At 67.9% G+C, this 21,630-nt stretch carries 18 protein-coding genes; 8 read left to right on the plus strand and 10 right to left on the minus strand.

The genetic code is table 11. The annotated features are described in order from the left end of the window. The 3 genes from NVV32_RS15790 to NVV32_RS15800 are packed head-to-tail and all read right to left on the minus strand — an operon-like array spanning position 1 to position 3,209. A complete protein-coding gene (locus tag NVV32_RS15790; protein ID WP_055766721.1) occupies positions 1-873 on the minus strand; it encodes a carbohydrate ABC transporter permease in 873 nt (290 codons plus the stop codon). Continuing rightward, entirely contained in the window at positions 873-1,868 is a 996-nt protein-coding gene (locus tag NVV32_RS15795) for a carbohydrate ABC transporter permease (protein ID WP_422392064.1), read from the minus strand. The genes NVV32_RS15790 and NVV32_RS15795 overlap by 1 nt, the downstream gene beginning before the upstream one ends. Positions 1,869-1,907: 39 nt before the next feature. After that, complete coding sequence (locus NVV32_RS15800) at positions 1,908-3,209, minus strand: ABC transporter substrate-binding protein (protein ID WP_082471197.1); 1,302 nt, start codon at positions 3,207-3,209, stop codon at positions 1,908-1,910. A 120-nt stretch (positions 3,210-3,329) separates the two neighbouring features. Between NVV32_RS15800 and NVV32_RS15805 the strand changes: the two genes are divergently transcribed. The 6 genes from NVV32_RS15805 (at position 3,330) to NVV32_RS15830 (ending at position 9,892) form a co-directional block, all read left to right on the plus strand. Beyond that, on the plus strand, positions 3,330-4,346 hold the full coding sequence (locus NVV32_RS15805) for a LacI family DNA-binding transcriptional regulator (protein ID WP_055766715.1): 1,017 nt from the start codon (positions 3,330-3,332) through the stop codon (positions 4,344-4,346). Positions 4,347-4,546: 200 nt separating this feature from the next. Then, entirely contained in the window at positions 4,547-5,569 is a 1,023-nt protein-coding gene (locus NVV32_RS15810) for an NAD-dependent epimerase/dehydratase family protein (RefSeq protein WP_422390791.1), read from the plus strand. Positions 5,570-5,815: 246 nt separating this feature from the next. Continuing rightward, positions 5,816-6,199, plus strand: a complete 384-nt coding sequence (locus NVV32_RS15815; RefSeq protein WP_422390792.1) for a cupin domain-containing protein — start codon at positions 5,816-5,818, stop codon at positions 6,197-6,199. Further along, the gene (locus tag NVV32_RS15820; RefSeq protein ID WP_422390793.1) at positions 6,144-6,356 is read left to right on the plus strand and encodes a zinc-binding dehydrogenase; all 213 of its coding nucleotides are present in this window, start codon (positions 6,144-6,146) and stop codon (positions 6,354-6,356) included. The genes NVV32_RS15815 and NVV32_RS15820 overlap by 56 nt, the downstream gene beginning before the upstream one ends. Positions 6,357-6,633: 277 nt before the next feature. Further along, a complete protein-coding gene (locus tag NVV32_RS15825; protein WP_422392065.1) occupies positions 6,634-7,365 on the plus strand; it encodes an HAD family hydrolase in 732 nt (243 codons plus the stop codon). Between the two features lie 46 nt (positions 7,366-7,411). Continuing rightward, positions 7,412-9,892, plus strand: a complete 2,481-nt coding sequence (locus NVV32_RS15830; RefSeq protein WP_422390794.1) for a glycoside hydrolase family 65 protein — start codon at positions 7,412-7,414, stop codon at positions 9,890-9,892. A gap of 145 nt (positions 9,893-10,037) precedes the next feature. Here the strand turns inward: NVV32_RS15830 and NVV32_RS15835 are convergent, their stop codons facing one another. The 7 genes from NVV32_RS15835 to NVV32_RS15865 all read right to left on the minus strand — a co-directional run bounded on the left by NVV32_RS15835 (position 10,038) and on the right by NVV32_RS15865 (position 18,152). Beyond that, the gene (locus NVV32_RS15835) at positions 10,038-10,364 is read right to left on the minus strand and encodes an L-rhamnose mutarotase (RefSeq protein ID WP_055766699.1); all 327 of its coding nucleotides are present in this window, start codon (positions 10,362-10,364) and stop codon (positions 10,038-10,040) included. Between the two features lie 61 nt (positions 10,365-10,425). Beyond that, the gene (locus tag NVV32_RS15840; protein ID WP_422390795.1) at positions 10,426-11,895 is read right to left on the minus strand and encodes an arabinose isomerase; all 1,470 of its coding nucleotides are present in this window, start codon (positions 11,893-11,895) and stop codon (positions 10,426-10,428) included. 136 nt (positions 11,896-12,031) lie between these two features. Further along, entirely contained in the window at positions 12,032-13,096 is a 1,065-nt protein-coding gene (gene rhaS / locus NVV32_RS15845; RefSeq protein ID WP_422390796.1) for a rhamnose ABC transporter substrate-binding protein, read from the minus strand. Positions 13,097-13,157: 61 nt separating this feature from the next. Beyond that, entirely contained in the window at positions 13,158-14,246 is a 1,089-nt protein-coding gene (locus NVV32_RS15850; protein WP_422390797.1) for an ABC transporter permease, read from the minus strand. 142 nt (positions 14,247-14,388) lie between these two features. After that, positions 14,389-15,432: an ABC transporter permease gene (locus NVV32_RS15855; protein WP_422390798.1), complete on the minus strand. Its 1,044-nt coding sequence runs from the start codon at positions 15,430-15,432 to the stop codon at positions 14,389-14,391. Further along, positions 15,429-16,919 (minus strand): sugar ABC transporter ATP-binding protein, encoded by a 1,491-nt coding sequence (locus tag NVV32_RS15860; RefSeq protein WP_422392066.1) that lies wholly within the window; start codon positions 16,917-16,919, stop codon positions 15,429-15,431. Before NVV32_RS15860 ends, NVV32_RS15855 begins: the two co-directional genes overlap by 4 nt. A 201-nt stretch (positions 16,920-17,120) precedes the next feature. After that, positions 17,121-18,152, minus strand: a complete 1,032-nt coding sequence (locus tag NVV32_RS15865) for a LacI family DNA-binding transcriptional regulator (RefSeq protein ID WP_422390799.1) — start codon at positions 18,150-18,152, stop codon at positions 17,121-17,123. Positions 18,153-18,379: 227 nt separating this feature from the next. On the opposite strand from NVV32_RS15865, the gene rhaI reads away from it, so the two are divergent. Beyond that, entirely contained in the window at positions 18,380-19,546 is a 1,167-nt protein-coding gene (rhaI, locus tag NVV32_RS15870) for an L-rhamnose isomerase (protein ID WP_422390800.1), read from the plus strand. Beyond that, a complete protein-coding gene (locus tag NVV32_RS15875; protein WP_422390801.1) occupies positions 19,543-21,630 on the plus strand; it encodes a bifunctional aldolase/short-chain dehydrogenase in 2,088 nt (695 codons plus the stop codon). Before rhaI ends, NVV32_RS15875 begins: the two co-directional genes overlap by 4 nt.

The raw sequence follows: 21,630 nt of genomic DNA on the forward strand, positions 1-21,630 counted from the left end.
CTAACCTTTGACGGCGCCGGTAAGTCCGCCGACGATGCGACGCTCGAACAGCGTGAAGAATATGAGTGCCGGGATCATGGACAGGGAGGTGAAGGCGAGAACCTTCGCCGTGTCCACCGAATACTGCGACGCGAACGCCTGGACGCCGAGCGGCAGGGTGTACGTCGCCTGGTCACCGAGGATGAACAGCGGCAGGAGATAGCTGTTCCAGCTCGCTACGAACGCAAGGATGCCCGTCGTCACCACGCCCGGCAACGACAGGGGAACGACCATCCGGAAGAAGAAGCCCAGCCGGCTGGTCCCGTCGATCGACGCCGCCTCTTCGATCTCATCGGGGATGGCCTTGAGGAACGGCACCAGGATGATGATCGTCACCGGCAAGCCGAAGGCGATCTGCGGGAGTATCACGCCGGCGAGGCTGTTCATCAGGCCCAGTTCCCTGACGAGGATGTAGAGCGGCGTGATCGCCACGGTCATCGGGAACATGAGCCCGGCAGCGAACAGTGAGTACATGGCCCCGCGGCCGGCGAACCTGTACCGCGCGAGGACGAAGCTCGCCATCAGGCCGAGCACCACCACACCGATGGTCGTAGCGAGCCCGGCAATCGCCGAGTTGCCGACCTGCTGCCAGAAGGTCCGGCTCGCGAGCACCTCCGCATAGTTGTCGAAATTCCACGGATCCGGGAACCCGGCGGGCGAATTGGTGATCTGCGAGTTGTCACGGAACCCACCGAGGATGATGTAGACGACAGGTCCGAGACAGAGTGCGATGAAGACGAAGGCGATGAAATAGGTCGCCGGGCTCCCCCACTCCTGGCGGTCACTCGGCGGACGCTTCTTGTGCAGGCGTGGCGGGGCTTCGAGAACAGCCATCACTTCTTTCCTTCTGTGAGGGCACCGGCAGTGTCGCGTGAAAGGACGAACCGCTGGTAGATCAGTGCGATGACGAGGGAGATCAGGAACATGACGACGGCGACAGCACTGCCGTAGCCGAAGTTGCCGGACGTGCGTCCGTTGGCGACCATGTAGGTGGCCATGGTCGAGGTCCCAGCAGTGGAGGCGACATACTGGCCCCAGATGATGAAGACCAGGTCGAACAACTGCAGCGAGCCGATGATCGACAGGAACGCCCAGATCCGCAGGGTCGGCCCGAGGAGCGGCAGCGTGATGGTGCGCTGGATCTGCCAGTAGCTGGCTCCGTCGATCGCGGCCGCCTCGAACAATTCGTCGGGGATGCTCTGCAAGCCGGCGAGGAAGAGGATGACGGCGAAGCCGATGTACTTCCACGAGATGATCACCATCAGTGACCAGATGGCGATACTCGGATCGGAGAGCCAGTCCTTCTGGAAAGCACCCAACCCGATGCTCTCGAGCACCCCGTTGACCGAACCGGACGTCTGCAACATGAGACCCCAGCCGATGCCGACGATGACCTCGGAGATGATGTACGGGACGAAGATGAGTACGCGGATGATCGAGCGGCCGCGGATCTTCTGGTTCAGCAAGAGCGCGAGGACGATCGCAATGGGGCCCTGGATGACCAAAGAGAGTACCAGGATGAACCCGTTATGGCGCAGCACATCGTGGAACGCGCTGTCCTGGAGAATGATCAGGTAGTTCTCGAAACCGACGAAGTCGGTGGCCGGCCCGAAGCCCTTCCAGCGGAAGAAACCGTAGTAGCCGGCGAGGACGACCGGGAAGATGACGAAGCTGACGAAGACGACGATCGCCGGCCCGGCCAGAAGGATGATCTCGAGGCGCTTGCGCCAATCCGCCGCACGCCGCCTGGGTCGCGGTGCGGCAGGGGACGCCGCATGAGCGCCATCCCCTGCCGCAACCGTGTCCCGCGGCGGTCGCTGGTCCGTCATCGACGGAGCGCCCCCTGCAGGTTCACTCATGATCCGCTGCTAGCCCTTGGCCGCTGCGTCGCTCATACCGGAGACGATGTCCTCGGCTGTGCCCTGTCCGGCGAACATGTCGACGGCGCCCGTGTTCAGCGCGTTGCCGACGTTCTGTCCGAAGAGGGTGTCGAGCCACACGGTGACGTACGGTGCTTCGTTGTACGCCTCGAGGATCGACTGGAGCGCCGGATCAGTGACAGCCGCCTGGGCGTCCTGGTTGGCGGGGATCGTCTGGAACGCCGCTGCGTAGCCTTCCTGCTGCTCCTGCTGCATGAAGAAGTTCAGGAAAGCGGTGCACTCTTCCTGGGGTGCCTGAGCGGAGCAGGTGAATCCGTCGACACCGCCCATCATGGCGCCAGGCTCACCGTCGCCGCCATCGACCTCCGGGAACGGGAACCACCCCAGGTCCGGCAGAGGCTTCTCGTCAGGAGTCAGCGAAGCGATGACACCGGGGTTCCACGCTCCCATGAGCTCCATGGCTGCCTTCTTGTTGGCGAGGAGTCCGGCAGAGCTACCCGCGCCCTGCTGCGCCGAGGTGGTGAGGAATCCGTTGTTGAACGGCTCCGTGTCGACAAATGCCTGCAGGTTGTCACCGGCCTCCAGCCAGCACGGGTCATCGAACTCCATGGTGTCGGCGGCCGTGTTGATGGCGTCCTGCGAGCAGGCTCGAACCGCGAAGAAGTAGTACCAGTGAGCAGCAGGCCAGGCATCCTTCGCGCCGACCGCGATGGGATCGATGCCCGCGCCCTTGAGACCGTCGACGGCTGAACCGAGCTCGTCGATGGTGGTCGGTGTTCCTTCGACGCCCGCTTCGGTGAGGAGATCCTGGCTGTAGTAGATGCCACCGGGCAGCAGGGCTGTCGGCATGCCGTAGATCTTGCCGTCGACCGCGAAGGCGTTCAGCACGCTCTCGGGCACAGCGGCTTTGGTGGCGTCGTCGATGGAGTCCGTGATGTCCATGGCCTGCCCGGCCGCGACGACATCTGCGAGCTTGCCGCCGCCGCGCGCCATGAAGATGTCGGGTGCATCGCCGGAGTTCAGCGCCGTCTGGAGCTTCCCGTCCATCTCTTCGTTCTGGATCGACTGGATCTCGATCGTGACACCCGGGTTCGCCTCCTCGAATGCTGCGGCGGTTTCCTCCCAGTACGCCTTGCCGGCGCCGGTGGTCGAGTTGTGCCAGAAGGTCATGGTGACATCGCCACCGTCTTCCGCTGCTCCATCGCCGGATCCACACGCCGACAGCCCGCCGAGGGCGAGAGCTGATACCGCCCCGACGGTCAGCAGCTTCCTCATGTTGTGCTTGTTCATCTTTGAACACCTCTCGAAAGTTTCGACATTTTCGTCGAAGACACCTAGTGTGTGGTGAGCGTAACAGTGATGGCCGGGTGTGACGCAAGTGTTTGCCGCAAGAGGTTGGATTGGATCCCGATGATCGACTCAGGCCGCAAGGTCAAGCTCAATGAATTGGCTGCGGAGGCCGGTGTTTCGCTCTCCACGGTCTCCAAGGTCCTCAACGGCCGTTCGGACGTGTCCGCGCGGACGAGAACGAAAGTCGAGGATCTTCTCGGTAAGCACGGGTACCAACGACGCCCCGGCTTGCCCAACAGGGACACCTTGATCGAGCTCGTCTTTCCCGAACTCGAAACGGCGTGGGCCATGGAGATCATTCGAGGAGTCGAAAATGTCGCTCGTACCAACGATTTGAGCGTCGTCCTCACGGAGTCGGGCGACCGCCACTCCCCGTCGCCGGCCTGGCTCACCGGGGTGCTCCGCAGGCGCCCCGTCGGGGTGGTGCTCGTCTTCGCCGATCTCGCAGCTGAAGCCAAGGCAACTCTCCAATCGCGTGCCATCCCGTTCGTGATCATCGATCCGGCCGGGGATCCGGCCTCGGACGTCCCCGCGATCGGGTCGGCGAACTGGTCCGGCGGCCTCGTCGCCACCCGCCATCTCATCGAACTGGGCCACACCCGGATCGCCGCGATCACCGGCCGCGACGACATGATGTGCTCCTTTGCCCGCCTCGACGGATACCGGTCCGCCATGAACACCGCCGGCATCGAGATAGATGACCGCTTCGTGCGATTCGGTAACTTCCGGGTCGATGGTGGCCGCAGTATCGCTCGTGAACTCCTGACGATGCCCGACCGCCCCACAGCCATCTTTGCGGGGAGCGACCTCCAGGCGCTCGGCGTCATCGAGGCTGCGAGGACCCTCGGCCTGCGTGTGCCCGTTGATCTGTCGATCGTCGGGTATGACGATCTCCAGCTTGCCCAGTGGTCCAGCCCTGCGCTCACGACCGTGCATCAGCCTCTGACTGCGATGGCTGAGGAAGCGGCGCGGCTCGTGATCCGCATGAGTGAAAGCACCCTCAGAACCATCCCGCGGATGGACCTCGCAACGCGGCTCGTCGTCCGTGACAGTACGGCCGCGCCGATTGCGGGCTGACGAGACGGGGTTGATACGACCCGAGATCGACCGCGGATCGTCTCAATGACCCGACAGCGAACCCTTCGTCGATGGTGACGGGAACAACGAGGTCGACGGAGGCACAGGACAGCCTGTGCCTCCGTCGACCGCAGCTCAGCTCGTACTCATTCCGGTCCCTCAGCGGCGTATCGTCAGGGACCGTACAACAGGCGGGTTCCATGAATTATCAGGAGACAACCATGCAGGGCTTGAAAGTATTGTTCATCGGCGGGAGTGGAGTGATCAGCACCTCCTGCACGAGACAGGCAGTCGACGCAGGGATGGACGTCTATCTCCTCAACCGAGGAAGGAACACCCTGCGTCCGGTTCCCGAGGGGGTCACCACGTTGATCGCCGACTCCCGGGACAAGCAGGCGGTCCTCGATGCCACAGCCGGTCACATCTTCGACTGTGTGGTCAGCTGGGTCAATTTCACTCCCGAGCAGGTGAAGCAGGACATCGAGATCTTCGCCGGACGTACCCGACAGTACGTCTTCATCAGCTCGGCCTCTGCCTATCAGACACCGCCGACGCACATGCCCGTACTGGAATCGACTCCTTTGAGGAATCCCTTCTGGGAGTATTCGCGCAACAAGATTGCCTGTGAGGACCTGCTCACCACGGCTTATCGCGCGGAAGGATTTCCCGTCACGATGGTGCGACCCTCTCATACCTACGATGAGACACTGGTCCCGTTCGACGGAGGATGGACCGTTGTCGACCGCATGCGCGCCGGGCGGCCCGTCATCGTGCCCGGAGACGGAACCTCCTTGTGGACGATCACCCACAGCCGCGATTTTGCGAGGGGCTTCGTCGGTCTGCTCGGAAATACCTGCGCGATCGGTGAAGCTGTGCACATCACCAGCCAGGAGGCCCCTTCGTGGAACCAGATCTATGCCCAGATCGCGGAAGCTGCCGGCGTCCCCGACCCCGTCCTGGTCCACGTGGCCTCGGAATCCATTGCCGAAGCCGACCCCGAGTGGGGCGCAGGTCTACTGGGCGACAAATCGCACACGATGATTTTCGACAACTCGAAAATCCGCTCGTTCGTCCCCGGATTCGCGGCCAGGATTCCGTTCAGCCAGGGCGCTCGAGAGATGATCGCCTGGCATGACGCGGACCCGGGACGCCGAATAGTCGACCCCCGGATGGATGCCCTGATGGATCGGCTCGCTGACGTCTACGCACCGCGTCCTCTCTGATGGACGAATGATGTCCTGCACCTCGCCGGGGCAACCTCTCCATTGCTGATACGAGGATCACGTCGTCGACCTCGGTGTATGTCCGGGCACTTCCTGGAGCGGGTATCTCGTGCCCGGACATACACCTGCCCTGGGGCAGGCCGAAGCCCCGATCGGGCAGCTTCGGTGCGACGGGCATCGATCATCGCCCGCGGCATCATCCACGGTTCACCGTCCGTCATCCGCCCCCTGGTGGACACTGGTGCCATGACCGACTTCTCCGGAACAGACATCGCCGCCGAACTCCGACAGGTGACCAGGCACTGGACCCCGCGCGTCGTGGGGCAGGTGAATGATCAGTACATCAAGGTGGCCAAGCTCCTCGGGGAACTCGTCTGGCACGCCCACGAGCACGAGGACGAGATGTTCCTCGTGGTCTCGGGGCACCTGCGGATCGAGATCGACGGACAAGCGACCGTGGAACTGGCACCCGGGCAGTTCTACGTCGTACCGCGCGGCGTGCGGCACAATCCCGTCGCCGAGGAGGAAGTGCACATCGTCCTCGTCGAGACGGTCACGACCTCCCACACCGGCGATGTCGCGGTTGCGGGCTCGGTTCCGATCGCCGACCAGACGAGTCACCTGGCCTGAGGCCCGCAGCGCCGTCCGTCCCGGCCCGGGGGCCGGGGTGATCCCCGGGCTCGTCGCCCTCCGGGTGGAACGACGCTACGCCCTCGCCGACATCGCCGACGCGCACCGGCGGGCAGCAGAAGGTCACACAGTCGGCAAGCTGGTCGTCACCCCCTGACCGGGCAGGACCGTCCGCTGCCGGCACGGGGGACCGTGCCGGCAGCGGACGACCGGTGGGCGCCCCGTCATCCTGCGCACCCTCCACCTCCCCGGGGTAGGATGGCGGCGCAGGGTTGCGCTTTACATGGGCGGAAAGTCGCGTGTCCTCGCACCCGACGACGTACCCGAAGCACCACCGAGGGTCGTCGCCGACTCCGCCCGACACCATCGACCCCGCGCAGGCGGGATGGTGTACCGACCCTCCCGAAAGCCACTCCGTGCACCCTTCCCCCGCCATGGCCCGGCTGGCCTCCCTGCAGGCCCTCCTCTTCGACCTCGACGGCGTACTGACCCCGACCGCCGAGGTGCACATGCGTGCCTGGGCCCGCCTCTTCTCCGAATACCTTGCGGGCCGGGGAATCGACCGCCCCTACACAGACGAGGACTACTTCACGCACATCGACGGACGCCCGCGATACGACGGCGTCAGGGCCCTGCTCGCCTCCCGCGGCATCACCCTGCCCGAAGGTTCACCCGAGGACGCGCCGACGCTGGACACGGTGTGCGGCCTCGGCAACCGGAAGAACCGGACCTTCAACGAGACCCTCGAGGAACAGGGTGTCGCGGCCTACCCCGGCTCCCTCGCACTGCTCGACGCCGCGCGGACGGCCGGCCTCCGGACGGCCGTCGTCACCAGTTCACGGAACGGCACAGCGGTGCTCGCGGCGGCCGGCCTCACCGCACGTCTCGGCACCGTGGTCGACGGCCTGCTGGCGGCGGAGCTCGGCATCGCGGGTAAGCCGGCCCCCGACACGTATCTCCACGCGGCGGAACTGCTCGGCCTTCCGGCCTCGGCCTGCGCCGTCGTCGAGGACGCCCCCTCCGGGGTGGCCGCCGGTCGTGCCGGTGATTTCGGGCTCGTGATCGGCGTCGATCGCGGCGTGGGTGTTGCGACACTCCTGGGCGACGGGGCGGACGTCGTCGTGGACGATCTCGCCGAACTGATCCCCTTCCTCGCCGCCGGCTGACGCCGCCGCTGCCTGCCCGCTTCCGCTCACCCAGTACAGGAACCCCATGATCTTCCCCCCAGCAGACCCCGTGGACCGCAACCACTTCCCGGTGGACGAGTGGGCCCTCGTCGAGACCGAGTTCGACGGCGCCCATGCGGGCCGCAACGAGACCCTCTTCACCGTCGGCAACGGCTATCTCGGGATGCGCGGCAACCTCGATGAGGGGAGGGACGGCTACGACGCCGGCACCTTCATCAACGGATTCCACGAGACCTGGCCCATCCAGCACGCCGAGGAGGCCTTCGGATTCGCCCGCGTGGGCCAGACGATCGTCAACGTGCCGGATGCCAAGATCATCCGGCTGTACGTCGACGACGAGCCCTTCGTGCTCACGCGCGCCGACATCCTCCGGCACACCAGGCGTCTCTCCTTCCTCGACGGCGTCCTCACCCGCGAGATCGAGTGGCGGACGCCGTCGGGCAAGCGTGTCCTCATCCGCTCGCGCCGCCTGGTCTCCTTCACCGACCGGCACCTCGCCCTCATCGACTACGAGGTGGAGATGCTCGACGCCGACGCCTCCATCCTCATCTCCAGCCAGATCCTCAACCGGCAGGACGGCCTGGACGAGTACCACGTCAGCGCCCCGGTCGACGGGGAGTCCTTCGACCCCCGCAAGGCGGAATCGTTCCGCGACCGCGTGCTGCAGCCGCGGCTGAAGCGCTCCGACGGTCCGCGCTACCTGCTCGGCTACAGCACCACCAACTCGCGCATGACCATCGCCTGCGCCATGGAGCACGAACTGCTCACGGACAACGAATGGGACCAGAGCTCGCACATCGAGGACGACCTCGCGAAGCACGTCTACCGCGTCCGCGCGAGGCCCGGCCATCCCGTCCGCCTCCTGAAGACCATCAGCTACCACACGTCCCGCAGCGTGCCCGCCCGCGAGCTCGCCGACCGCTGCGGCCGCACCCTCGACCGCGCCCGCGAGACGACGGTGGAGGAGCATTTCGGCAAGCAGAAGGACTGGCTCGCCGACTTCTGGACCCGCTCCGACGTCGAGATCGAGGGCCAGCCCACCGTCCAGCAGGCGGTCCGCTGGAACATCTTCCAGCTCGCGCAGTCCACCGCCAGGACCGACGGCGGCGGTATCGCGGCGAAGGGCGTCTCGGGCTCCGGCTACGGCGGGCACTACTTCTGGGACACCGAGGTGTACGTCCTGCCGTTCCTGAGCTACACCGCGCCCACCGTCGCGCGGAACGCACTGCGCTTCCGGCAGTCGATGCTCGACTCCGCCCGTGCGCGCGCCGGCGAACTGAACCAGCGCGGCGCCCTCTTCCCCTGGCGAACCATCAACGGCCAGGAGTCCTCCGCCTACTACGCAGCGAGCACCGCGCAGTACCACATCGACGCCGACATCTCCCACGCCATGATGCAGTACGTGGCGGCGACGGGCGACGACGACTTCCTCCACCGAGGCGCCGTCGACGTCCTCGTCGAGACAGCGAGGATGTGGGCCGATCTCGGGTTCTGGCGGAGCAACGGGGATGACAACTTCCACATCCACGGCGTCACCGGACCCGACGAGTACACGACGGTGGTCAACGACAACCTCTACACGAACGTGATGGCGCGGGCCAACCTCCGCTCCGCGGTGCGCGCCGTCGAATCACTCGCCGACGTGGATCCCGCCGCGCACGCCCGGATGGTCGCGCGGCTGGACCTCCAGGAGGACGAACTCTGGGAATGGACACATGCCGCCGAGAGCATGCACATCCCGTTCGACGAACGCGCCGGCATCCACCCCCAGGACGCCGCGTTCCTCGAGAAGGAGCTCTGGGACCTCGAGAACACTCCCCCGGACAAGCGCCCACTCCTGCTCCACTACCACCCTCTGGTGATCTACCGCTTCCAGGTCCTCAAGCAGGCCGACGTCGTCCTCGCGCTGCTCCTGCAGGGACACGAGTTCACGATGCAGCAGAAGCGATCCGACTTCGAGTACTACGAGGCGCTCACCACAGGGGACTCCACGCTCTCCGCCGTGGTGCAGTCGATCATTGCCGCCGAGGTCGGCTACCACGACCTCGCGCTGAGGTACTTCATGTCGTCGCTCTTCGTGGACCTCGCCGACCTGCACCGGAACACGTCCGACGGCATCCACGTAGCCTCGACCGGCGGCGTGTGGAGCGCCCTGGTGTACGGCTTCGGGGGCATGCGCGACCACGGGGGCCGCATCACCTTCGAGCCGAGGCTGCCGGTCGCGTGGACGCGCGTGACCTTCCGGGTCACCCTGCGGGGGACGCGACTGCGCGTCGAGGTGACGCAGCAGGCCATCACGTTCACGGTCGAGACCGGTGACACCGCGACCGTCTGGGTCCACGGCCGATCGGTGACGGTGACGGCGTCCGGTCCGGTCACCGTGGCGCTCGAGGATCAGGGCCCACGCCTCACCGGGACGCCGACCACGAGCGACATCGAGGGGAGCAGGCGTGCCGACGGCTCCCTGGTCACGGCCTCGATCCCCCGGATCTCCGTCGACCCCTGAATCGGCACTCCCTGTCCCTGCGGACGGAACGGATCAGTGCCTGGCGGCAAAGGCGACGGTCCCGGCAGGACCGGCCTCGATGGACCGTGAGATGCGAGGCCGTGCGGGACGTCCGGCTCCGGGCCGGGACAACCCCGCCACTGCCCTACAGCTGGTCCTCGAGGTGGAAGACCTCCTCGAGGCGCAGGAACCCCTCGTCCGGGCGCCCCTCCAGCGCGACGAAGAACGGCGCCATCTCCGCCTGCCACCGCCCGTTGACCTCCGTGGCGGCCATGGCGGCCTGGGACGCGGCGAAGTCCTCGCACTCCATGTAGCCGATCAGCATCCCGTCCGGCCGCAGGAACAGGGAGTAGTTGTCCCACCCCGTGTCCTTCAGCGCCCGCGCCATCTCCGGCCAGATGGCTGCATGCCGCTCCCGGTACTCGGGGATGCTCTCGGGGCGGATCTGCAACTGGAAGCAGACGCGTTCCATGGGTTCTCCTTGGTGTCTCGATGATCTGTGGTCGGTCTGTGGTCGATCTGGGGGTGGGCTGTCAGAGGGTGACGTGGCGGTGCTCGACACCGAGGAGGGACGCGGCCGCCTTCACATCGGCCGCACGGTGCCCCACGCACAGTGCCCAGTGGTGGCCGATGCCGGTCTGGCTCCACGCGTCGACCCACAGTCCGGGGTCACCGCCGAAGTCCACGCGCGACGTCGTATTGCCGATCGCCAGGAGAGGCCCGGGTACCACGGTGCCCTCGGACGTGACGAAGACGTAGGAGCCGTCCGGATCCTGACCGATCCCGAAGGTGGTGACCGGCCCGTGGCGCACGTCGAACTCGACCGAGACGCCCCACCCGCGCTTGCCATGGAAGACGCCGAGCCCGCGCAGGAGCGGGTCCGCGGCGCTGACGGCGAGATGGGCCGGCCCGTCATGGCCCATCTCCACCACGCCGTCGAAGAAGTTGAGGGCCTGGATCTCCGTGAAGGATCCGCCCGCGCCCATGGCCTGGGCGGCGAGCATCGCGATCGAGGTCCGCAGTTCGTACTCGCCCGCCATGGGGACGCCGCGGGCCGTGAGGATCGAAGCCCCGAGGATCATCCCCGCTCCGAGCCGCTCGTGCTGCTCGCCGGCGAGGCCCCGGTGGTAGTAGGCGAGCGAATCGAGGTCGAACTCGGCGACCAGCCGATCGAGTCCCACCGACACCTGCGCGCCCCAGGCGAAATCGCCGTCGTCCACGGACTCGTCGACGCTGAAGAGGCTACGCGCCAGCGCCAGGCGCTCACGCACCTGCTCGTCGGTCACCTCGGCGACGAGCTCGCGGAGGTCGTCGAACTCGAGGACCTCCACGTGGGAGCCGAAGGTCGTCGACACCGAGGTCAGGTCCGTCGAGACGTCGAGCATGCCCGGATAGACGTGGCCCATGAGTCCGTGGCGGGCGTGGCGCAGCCGGCCGCGCACCCCGGCGGCGTGGACCCACTGGTCGATCCGCGCCCAGGCGGACTCCTGCGTCAGGTAGCCGGACACGGAACGGAAGGGTATACCGGCACGCTTGAACACGTTCGCCACCTCCGGCACGGGGCACTGGCCGCAGTACGCGAGCCATGTCCCCGTGTCGACGTTCGCGTGGTCCATGGCCTCGGTGGGCTGCAGGTCGATCACCAGGACGGGCGTCTTCGCGCGCTGGGCGATCGGCAGCACCATCGAGGACGTCAGGTAGGTGGTGAGGAAGATGACGATCAGGTCGCAGTCCGCGCGGCGCAGCTCTTCGGCCGCCACGGCGGCCTCACGGGGATCGGACACGAAGCCGACGTCGGTGACCTCGGCATCGAGGGCGGTGAAGCGCTCCGTCACGTACCGCGCCGACTCCCTGAGCTGCGGGAGCAGGTCCGGGAACTGGGGCCAGTAGGCGCCGAGCCCTCCGGACACCAGGCCCAGGCGGGTCGGCCGGCGTCGGACCGGTTCGAGCACCCCTGACAGGGCGGGCGATGCGGAGGGCGCACCCGTGGAATCGGTGGTCATGGTGGCTCCTCGACGGGAAGCGGAACGGCGGGCGGGGGTGCGGAAGGGCAGGGGGTGCGGAACGACGAAGGGGTGCGGAAGGAAGGGGTGCGGAAGGGCGGGACGCCGTGGTGGGCGCCCCGCCCCGCTCGTGCGGCTAGAAGTCGTAGTCGTCGATGTTCTCCGCGTTGAACTGCGTGGGCGGGCCGACCAGGACGATCCCGCCCTCGCCGATCTCACGCTCGCCGAGCTCGCCGGCCTCGAAGGTGTCGCCGGGCTCGCCGGTGATGTCGCCGTCGGCCAGTGCCTTGCCCGCGAAGGCGGCGACGTAGCCGAGCTGTGCCGGATCCCAGAGCGCGAACTCCGTCACGGTGCCGTCCTTGACGAAGGGGCGCATCTCGTTCGGCAGCCCCAGCCCTGTCAGCGCGACCTTGCCCTTGTACTCCGACGTGGAGAGGTAGCGGCCGGTGGCGGCGATCCCGACCGTGGTGGGCGAGATGATGCCCTTGAGGTCCGGGTATGCCTGCAGCAGGCCCTGCGCCTCCTGGAAGGACTTCGTGTCGTCGTCGTCGCCGTAGACCTTCGCCACGAGCTCGATACCCGCGTAGTCGGGGTTGGCGGCCAACTCCTCCTCCATGTACTTGATCCACTCGTTCTGGTTGGTGGCGTTCGCCGTGGCCGAGAGGATGGCGATCTCGCCCTCGCCGCCGATCTGCTCGGAGACGAGCTCGAGCTGGATGAGTGCCACGTCCTTCGCGTCGACCTGGCTGACGAAGACGTCGCGGTAATCGGGGTTGGTGTCGGAGTCGAACGCCACGATCTTGGCTCCGGCGGTGCGGGCCTCCTCGAGGGCGGGGCCGACGGCGTCGGGGTCGTTCGCGGCGATCACGATCACGTTGGTGCCGCGCTGCGTCTCCGCGTTGATGAAGGAGACCTGGCTGGACGCGCTGGCATCCAGCGGCCCCACGACCTCCGAGGAGGCGAACCCGGCCTCCGATGCGCCGTCCTCCCCGCCCCCGAGCACCACGTCGGTGTAGGGGTTGTTGAGCTGCTTGGGGATGAAGGTGACGGTCTGCTCGCCGTCGGACCCGCTGCCGCCCTCGGAACCGCCGCCCTCGGACGCTGCTCCACCGCCGCAGGCGCTGAGGACAAGCGCGGTGCTCGTCGCCAGGGCAACGAAAGCCGCTCGGCGTCGGGTGGTTCCTGAATGGATGAACCTCATTGTTTCTTCCTTTCGATGGGCGCTGGGGACCAGTCGCCGGGTGCGAACCTAGGGGGACGGCCTAGGAAAGTGGTGCGGAGCGGACACGCCGCGCATGGCGGGCCCGCCGGAGGGCGTCGGTGATGGTGGGGGCCACGACCGAGAGGATGAGGAGGGAACCGGTCACGATGATGAGGACCACCTCGGAGACGCGATCCAGTTTCAGTGCGTAGTTGATGGTGCCGATCAGCAGAACCCCGGCGAGGACCCCCGGGATGGAGCCCTTGCCGCCGAAGATGGACACGCCGCCGAGCAGCACCGCCGCGATGACCGCCAGCTCCAGGCCGCTGGCGTTGTCGCTGCGGGCACTCGAGTAGCGCAGCGTCCAGTAGATGCCCGCCAGGGCGGACACCGTCCCGGTCGCGAGGTACAGCAGGAACTTCGAGCGGGCCACGTCGATACCGACGAAGGTCGCGGCCTCCTTGCTGTAGCCGAGGGCGAAGAGCCCGCGGCCGAACGGCGTGAAGTGCAGGACGACGGCGAAGGCGAGGATCAGCAGGACGACGCCGATCATGACCGTGGGGATGCCCGTACCGCCGATCTTCGAGGTGAAGAACGCCGTGAGCGCGGGAGGGAAGTTCGCCACGGCGTTGTCGCCGATCACCACGAGCGCGAGCCCGCGGAACAGGGCGAGCGTACCGATGGTCACCGCAAGGGAGGGCAACCCCAGGTAGGCGATCAGCACCCCGTTGAAGGCCCCGGCGGCGAGACCGGCGAGGAGGCAGATCACCAGGACCAGGGCGATCGGTACGCCCGCCTGCCACAGGACACCCATCAGCGCACTGGTCAGCCCCGCGATGCTCGCCACCGAGAGATCGATCTCCCCGGAGATGATGACCAGCGTCATCGGCAGCGCGATCAGCAGCGTGGGGATCACGTCCAGGAGGAGGAACCCGACGGTCACGGGCGAGGCGAACCGGGGGATGACGAGGCACGCATAGATCACGACGACGAGGAGCAGGTAGATCATCACCGCGTCACGGCCGAGCAGCAGCCGTGCGGCGCCCGTCCGGCCCTTGGGGACGGCGAGGACCTTCGCGGTGCCGGCCGTGTGCTGCACGGCACCGCCCGCAGCGACCGGCTCGGACGTCCTGGTGTCTGGGGCGGCCATGCGCCTGCCTTCCGCTGAGTCTTGCCCTGTGTGCTGCCCTGTGTCCTGCCCTGCGTCCCGGAGCCCGTCCTCCGCCGGGGCCTGCGCCCCCACGCCGCCCGGGACGGCTGCCGCCTGCGGGCCGGGTCGGCCGGCGAGGCGGTCAGACATTGCGGGCCTCGGCGATCCTGAGCTTGCGGGCGGCACGCACTCCGGCGATGCGGTCGATCACGACGGCGGCGAGGATGAGGATGCCGACGATCGCCTGCTGCCAGAACTTGTCGACGCGGAGGGCGGTCAGGGCGCTGGTGATCGTGGTCAGGAGCAGTGCACCGATCGCCGCACCGACGACCGTGCCGCTGCCACCGAAGATCGCCACCCCTCCGACCACCGCCGCGGCGACGACGTCGAGCTCGAGTCCGGATCCCGTCGTCGCGCCCACGGAGTTGAAGCGGCTCGCGTAGAGGACGCCGGCCAGTCCGGCCAGCGCGCCGTTGACCACGAAGGCCAGCAGGACGCGGCGGGTCACGGGGATGCCGAAGAGCTTCGCGGCCTCCGGTTCCGAGCCGATGGCGTACAGGTCACGGCCGGGCCGTGTGCCGAGCATGTAGACCGCCACGATCGCGACCACGACGACGGCGATCAGCGTGATCACGGGGAACCCGAGAACGGTGTCGACGGACAGGTTGCCGAAGGCCTCGGGCCGATCGCCGGCGAAGTACTGGGTGCCCCCGGCCCAGGCGTTGTTGATGCCTCGGAAGATGTAGAGGGTCCCGAGCGTGATCACCAGGGCCGGCACCTTCGCGATGGTGATCAGGAGTCCGTTCACCGCTCCCAGGACCGCCCCGAAGGCGATCCCGATGAGGAAGACCAGGATGATCGGCAGGCCGGGCGCGGCCACGAAGACGCTGCCCGTCCCGAAGGCGACCAGGCCGAGGATGGACCCGACCGACAGGTCGATGTTCCGGGTGATGATGACGAGGGTCTGGCCGACCGCGAGGATCATGAGGATCGTCGCGTTGAGCAGCAGGTCCTTGACCCCCTGCTCGCTGAGGAACAGCGGGTTGATGGCCGCCGTGACGGCGACGAGGAGCACGAGCGCCAGGATGACGGGCAGCTCGCGGAGCCTGAGGAACGAGCCGAGGGGGGAGGACGTCGAGTGCGCGGCCGGCTGCGCGGGCGCCGCGTGTCTGCTGTCGAGGCTCATCGGGAGGACTCCAGGGCTGCGGTCGCGGCGTGCATGACGGTTTCGGAGGTGGCCTCGGAGCGGTCCAGCCGTCCGGTGATCCTGCCTTCCCGCATGACCAGCACGCGGTCGGCCATGCCGAGCACCTCGGGCAGTTCCGAGGAGATCATGAGGATCGCGATGCCCCTGCCCGCGAGTTCGGAGATGAGGCGGTGCACCTCGCTCTTGGTCCCCACGTCGATCCCGCGGGTCGGCTCGTCGATGATCAGCAGCTTCGGGTCCGTGGCGAGCCATTTGGCGAGGACCACCTTCTGCTGGTTCCCGCCGGACAGTGTCGAGACGGCGTGCTCGGGTGAACCGGACTTGACCTGGAGGCGCTTCCCCCAGGTCGCGGCGGCCTCGCGTTCCGCCTTCCCGCTGATCAGCCCGAAGCGGGCGAGCGAGTGCCGGAGCGTCAGGGCGGCGTTGCGTTCGACCGAGAGCTCCATGACCAGGCCCTGCTTGCGCCGGTCCTCCGGCACGAAGCCGATCCCGGCGTCGATCGCCGCCCTCGGGTCCTTGCCCCGGAGCGTCCGGCCGAGCATCTCCACGCTGCCGGACTCGTAGCGGTCGATGCCGAAGACCGCACGGGCCACCTCCGTGCGGCCTGCACCGACCAGTCCGGACAGCGCCACGATCTCGCCGGCACGCACCTCGAAGTCGATGTCGTGGAACACCCCGGGCCGCGTCAGGCCGCTCACCCGCAGGACGACGTCCCCCGCTTCCGTCTCGGTCTTGGGGAACAGGGCGTCGATGTCGCGGCCCACCATCTCGCGGACCACCGCCTCGACCGTCGTCGCGCCGGTCTCGTGCGTGGCGATGTAGGCGCCGTCCCGCATGACCGTGATGCGGTCGCAGAGGCCGAAGACCTCGTCGAAGCGGTGGGAGATGAACAGGATGCCACTGCCGGCGTCGCGGAGGCGCCGGGCGACGGCGAAGAGGCGCTCCACCTCGATACCGCTGAGTGCGGCCGTCGGCTCGTCCATGACGAGGATGCGCGCGTCCAGGGAGATCGCTTTGGCGATCTCGATGATCTGCTGGTCGGCGATCGAGAGACCCTCCGCCACACGGTCCGGATCGATGGGGACGCCCAGCTGCCCGAAGAGCTCCCTGGCCTGGCGGCGCATCTCACCGCGACTGATGAGTCCGAAGCGGCCCTTGGGCTGGCGGCCGATGAAGATGTTCTCCGCCACCGTGAGGTCCGGGAAGAGGGTGGGCTCCTGATAGATGACCGAGATGCCGGCCGCCTTGCTGTCGGCGACGGTCCGGAAGCTGACCTCCTGCCCGGCGACGGTGAACTCCCCTGCGTCCGGCTGGTGCACGCCGGCGAGGATCTTGACGAGCGTGGACTTGCCGGCGCCGTTCTCGCCGACGAGGGCGTGGATCTCACCCGGTGCGAGGTCGATGGTGCCGTCGGCGAGGGCGACGACCGGCCCGAAGGTCTTGAATGCCCCCCGCAGGGTCAGCACGCTCTCCCGTCGGCCGCCGGCTGGTGCGGCCCGGTCCGCGGCGTCACTGCCACGACCATCAAAGTGCGTCAATGCAACTCCTCGATGAAGAATGAATCGTTTCAGAGCAACGGTCCACCTCGAATAGTAGGCGTGACCCAGATCACCGTCAACAGCCCCGGATCGAGCTTCGGCTCGGGCCCGCAAACCGCCGCCGGGCGCTCAGCCCGCGGCCCGGACCGCCGCCGTCGTGCTGCCGCGCTCCACCAGTTCGGGATCGAAGATCACCTGGCGGCGCCGCGAGGACGGGCCCTCGATCTCCTCGAGGAGCAGCTCCACCGCCGTGCGCCCCATGAGTTCGGTCGGCTTGCGGACGCTCGAGAGGGGCACGACGGCGGAGGCGGAGAAGTCGATGTCGTCGTACCCGATCAGTGCCAGGTCCTCGGGGATGCGGAGGCCACGGATCAGGAGCACGGCCTGCATGACCCCGATGGCCAGGAGGTCGTTGGCGCAGAAGATCCCGTCCGGCAGACGGCCCGCCGGCCGACGGGCGATCACGCCGCCCACGTCCCGCCCGGCGAGGACCGTCATGGCGTCCGCCTCCACGACCTCGAGGACCGCGCCCTCCTGCTCGCCCACGGCCTGGCGGGCGCCGGCCAGGCGATCGGCCACCTGTCGGAAGGAGGCCTTCGTCCCCACGAACACGATGCGGCGGCGCCCCGCTTCGAGGAGGTGGCGCACGGCCATGTAGCCGCCTGCGACGTCGTCCACCGACACCGAGCTGCAGCGTCGCTGCGCATCGACGCGGTCCACCAGCACCACGGGCATGCCGCGTTTCCGGAGGGCCTCGACGCGCGGGCCGACGTCCCCCACGGGCGAGATGAGCAGGCCCTGCACGCGCTGCTGCTCGAAGACGTCGATGTAGCGGGCCTCGCGCTCGGTGTCCTGCCCACTGTCCCCCAGCACCACCGTGCTCCCGTTCTCCGCGGCGCAGTCCTCCGCGGCACGCGCGAGCGAGGAGAAGAACGGGTTGCCGACGTCGAGCACGATCAACCCGATGGTTCGGCTCTGGCCCGCACGGAGTTGCCGGGCGGCGTCGTTGCGCACGAAACCGAGGTGGTCGATCGCGGCCTGGACGCGCTCGCGCGTGGCGGACGAGACCCGCGCGGGATGATTCAGCACGTTGGACACCGTCCCCACGGCCACCCCCGCGCGGTCGGCGACGTCCTTGATGCTGACGGGTCGGCTCTCCATCGATACCTCGGGTTCCTCGGCGCTCGGACCCCGCGGGACGGTCGGCCGGCGGGACTGTTGACACTCGGTCTGCAGCAAGGATAGCTTTGAAACGTGCTAATGAAACGATTCAACGGCACGGCACTTCTGCTTCTCCTCCCGAGCCGTCCCCGGGCGTGGAAGATCCCCGAGAAATCGCTGTCCGGTCTGTGATGGAGCAGCCGGCCGCCACACGCTGGAGAGAGTACATGACTGTCATCGACGACATCACCGCGGAGCTGGACCAGCTCGCGATCGAGGTCCCGTCCTGGGCCTACGGAAACTCAGGGACGCGTTTCAGGGTCTTCGCGACCCCCGGGACGCCGCGCACGGTGCAGGAGAAGATCGCCGACGCGGGCACGGTCCACCGGCTCACGGGCCTGGCGCCCAGCGTCGCCCTGCACATCCCCTGGGACAGGGTGGACGACTACGGCGTCCTCGCCTCCTACGCGGCCGATCACGGCATGCGCCTCGGCACCATCAACAGCAACACCTTCCAGGACGACGACTACAAGTTCGGCAGCCTCACGCACAGCGACGCGGCGGTGCGGAACAAGGCGATCGACCACATGTACGAGTGCATCGAGGTCATGGACGTCACCGGCTCCCGCGACCTCAAGATCTGGCTCGCGGACGGCTCCAACTACCCCGGCCAGGCCGACATGCGCTCCCGGCAGGACTGGCTGCAGGACTCGCTGCGGAAGGTCTACGACCGGCTCGGCGAGGACCAGCGCCTGGTCCTCGAGTACAAGTTCTTCGAGCCGGCGTTCTATCACACGGACGTCCCCGACTGGGGCACCTCCTACGCCCACTGCCTGCAGCTCGGAGAGAAGGCCCTCGTCTGCCTCGATACCGGCCACCACGCTCCCGGGACCAACATCGAGTTCATCGTCGCCCAGCTCATCCGGCTCGGGAAGCTCGGCTCCTTCGACTTCAACTCGCGCTTCTATGCGGACGACGACCTGATCGTGGGAGCCGCGGACCCGTTCCAGCTGTTCCGCATCATGGCCGAGGTGGTCCGCGGCGGCGGCCTCTCGCCCGAGAGCGGGATCGCCCTCATGCTCGACCAGTGCCACAACCTGGAGGAGAAGATCCCCGGCCAGATCCGCTCCGTGCTCAACGTGCAGGAGATGACGGCGCGTGCTCTGCTGATCGACCGCGCCGCGCTGACCGCCGCGCAGGAATCCGGCGACGTGCTGGGTGCCAACGCCATCCTGATGGATGCCTTCTACACCGATGTCCGGCCCGGACTCGCGCAGTGGCGTGCGTCGAAGGGCCTTCCGGCCGACCCGATGGAGGCCTACCGCACCAGCGGCTACCAGGACCGGATCAACAGCGAGCGACAGGGCGGCCAGCAGGCCGGATGGGGAGCATGACAGTGACGACGACGACAGGACCCGCGACCGACGCCACCACGAACCCGACGGTCAATCGGACCGTGCAGGAGCTCATCGAGCGCTCCAACCGCCTGGGCTCGGACAAGCGCACCACGAACTACGCCGGCGGCAACACCTCGGCGAAAGGTGTGGGCACCGACCCCGTGACGGGCGAGGACGTCGAGCTGCTCTGGGTCAAGGGCTCCGGCGGTGACCTGGGGACGCTGAAGGAGGCCGGCCTCGCCGTCCTCCGCCTCGATCGGATGCGCGCGCTGCAGGGGGTCTATCCCGGCGTCGAGCGCGAGGACGAGATGGTGGCGGCCTTCGACTACACCCTCCACGGCAAGGGCGGTGCGGCGCCGTCCATCGACACCGCCATGCACGGCCTCGTGGATGCGGCGCACGTGGACCACCTGCACCCCGATGCGGGGATCGCGATCGCGACGTCGGCGGACGGCGAGGCCCTGACCACCGCGATCTTCGGACCGAAGGTCCTCTGGGTCCCCTGGCGCCGTCCCGGCTTCCAGCTCGGGCTCGACATCGCCGCCATCAAGGACGCCCACCCCGAGGCGATCGGCACCATCCTCGGGGGCCACGGCATCACGGCCTGGGGAGACACCTCCGCCGAGGCCGAGGCGAACTCCCTGTGGATCATCGAGACCGCCGAGCGGTACATCGCCGAGCACGGGACCCCCGAGCCCTTCGGGCCTGCCCTGGAGGGTTACGGCCCGCTGCCGGAGGACGAGCGCCGGGCCAGGGCCGCCGCCCTCGCCCCGACCATCCGCGGCCTCGCCTCCACCGACAGGGCGCAAGTCGGCCACTTCACGGATGATCCGCGGGTGCTGGAATTCCTCGCCTCCAGCGGGCACCCGCGCCTCGGCGCACTCGGCACCAGTTGCCCCGACCACTTCCTGCGCACCAAGGTCAAGCCGCTCGTCCTCGACCTCCCGGCCGACGCCGACGTCGAGAGCTGCCTGCTGCGCCTGCGTGAACTGCACACCGAGTACCGGACCGACTACGCCGCGTACTACGACCGGCACGCGACGCCGGACTCACCCGCCATGCGCGGGGCCGATCCGGCGATCGTGCTCGTCCCCGGCGTCGGCATGTTCTCCTTCGGCGCCAACAAGCAGACCGCCCGCGTCGCAGGGGAGTTCTACCTCAACGCCATCAACGTGATGCGTGGCGCCGAGGCCGTGTCCACCTACGCGCCCATCGAGGAGAGCGAGAAGTTCCGGATCGAGTACTGGTCGCTCGAGGAGGCCAAGCTCGCGCGGATGCCGAAGCCGAAGTCCCACGCCGGGCGCATCGCCCTGGTGACGGGAGCGGCGTCGGGCATCGGCAAGGCCATCGCCACCCGTCTGGCGGCCGAGGGCGCGTGCGTGGTCATCGCGGACCTGAACATCGACAGCGCGAGCAGTGTCGCCCAGGATCTCGGTGGGCCGGACGTCGCCATCGGCGTCCGGGCCGACGTCACCGACCCCGCCCAGGTGCTCCGTGCCGTGCAGGCCGCCGTGCTGGCCTTCGGCGGGCTGGACCTCGTGGTCAACAACGCCGGGCTCTCCATCTCCAAGCCGCTCCTGGAGACCACCGAGAAGGACTGGGACCTGCAGCACGACGTCATGGCGAAGGGCTCGTTCCTCATGTCGCAGGCGGCCGCGAAGGTGCTGATCGAGCAGGACATGGGCGGGGACATCATCTACATCTCCTCCAAGAACTCCGTGTTCGCGGGCCCCAACAACATCGCCTACAGCGCCACGAAGGCAGACCAGGCGCACCAGGTACGCCTCCTCGCCGCCGAACTCGGCGAGTACGGCGTGCGCGTCAACGGCATCAACCCCGACGGGGTGGTCCGTGGCTCCGGGATCTTCGCCGGCGGCTGGGGCGCCAAGCGCGCCGCGGTGTACGGCGTGGACGAGGAGAAGCTCGGCGAGTACTACGCCCAGCGCACCCTCCTCAAGCGCGAGGTACTGCCCGAGAACGTCGCGAACGCCGTCGCCGTCCTGACCTCCGACGAGCTCTCGCACACCACCGGGTTGCACATTCCCGTTGACGCGGGCGTCGCCGCCGCCTTCCTGCGCTGA

The organism is Arthrobacter sp. N1, from assembly GCF_048288285.1.
GTDB lineage: Bacteria > Actinomycetota > Actinomycetes > Actinomycetales > Micrococcaceae > Arthrobacter_D.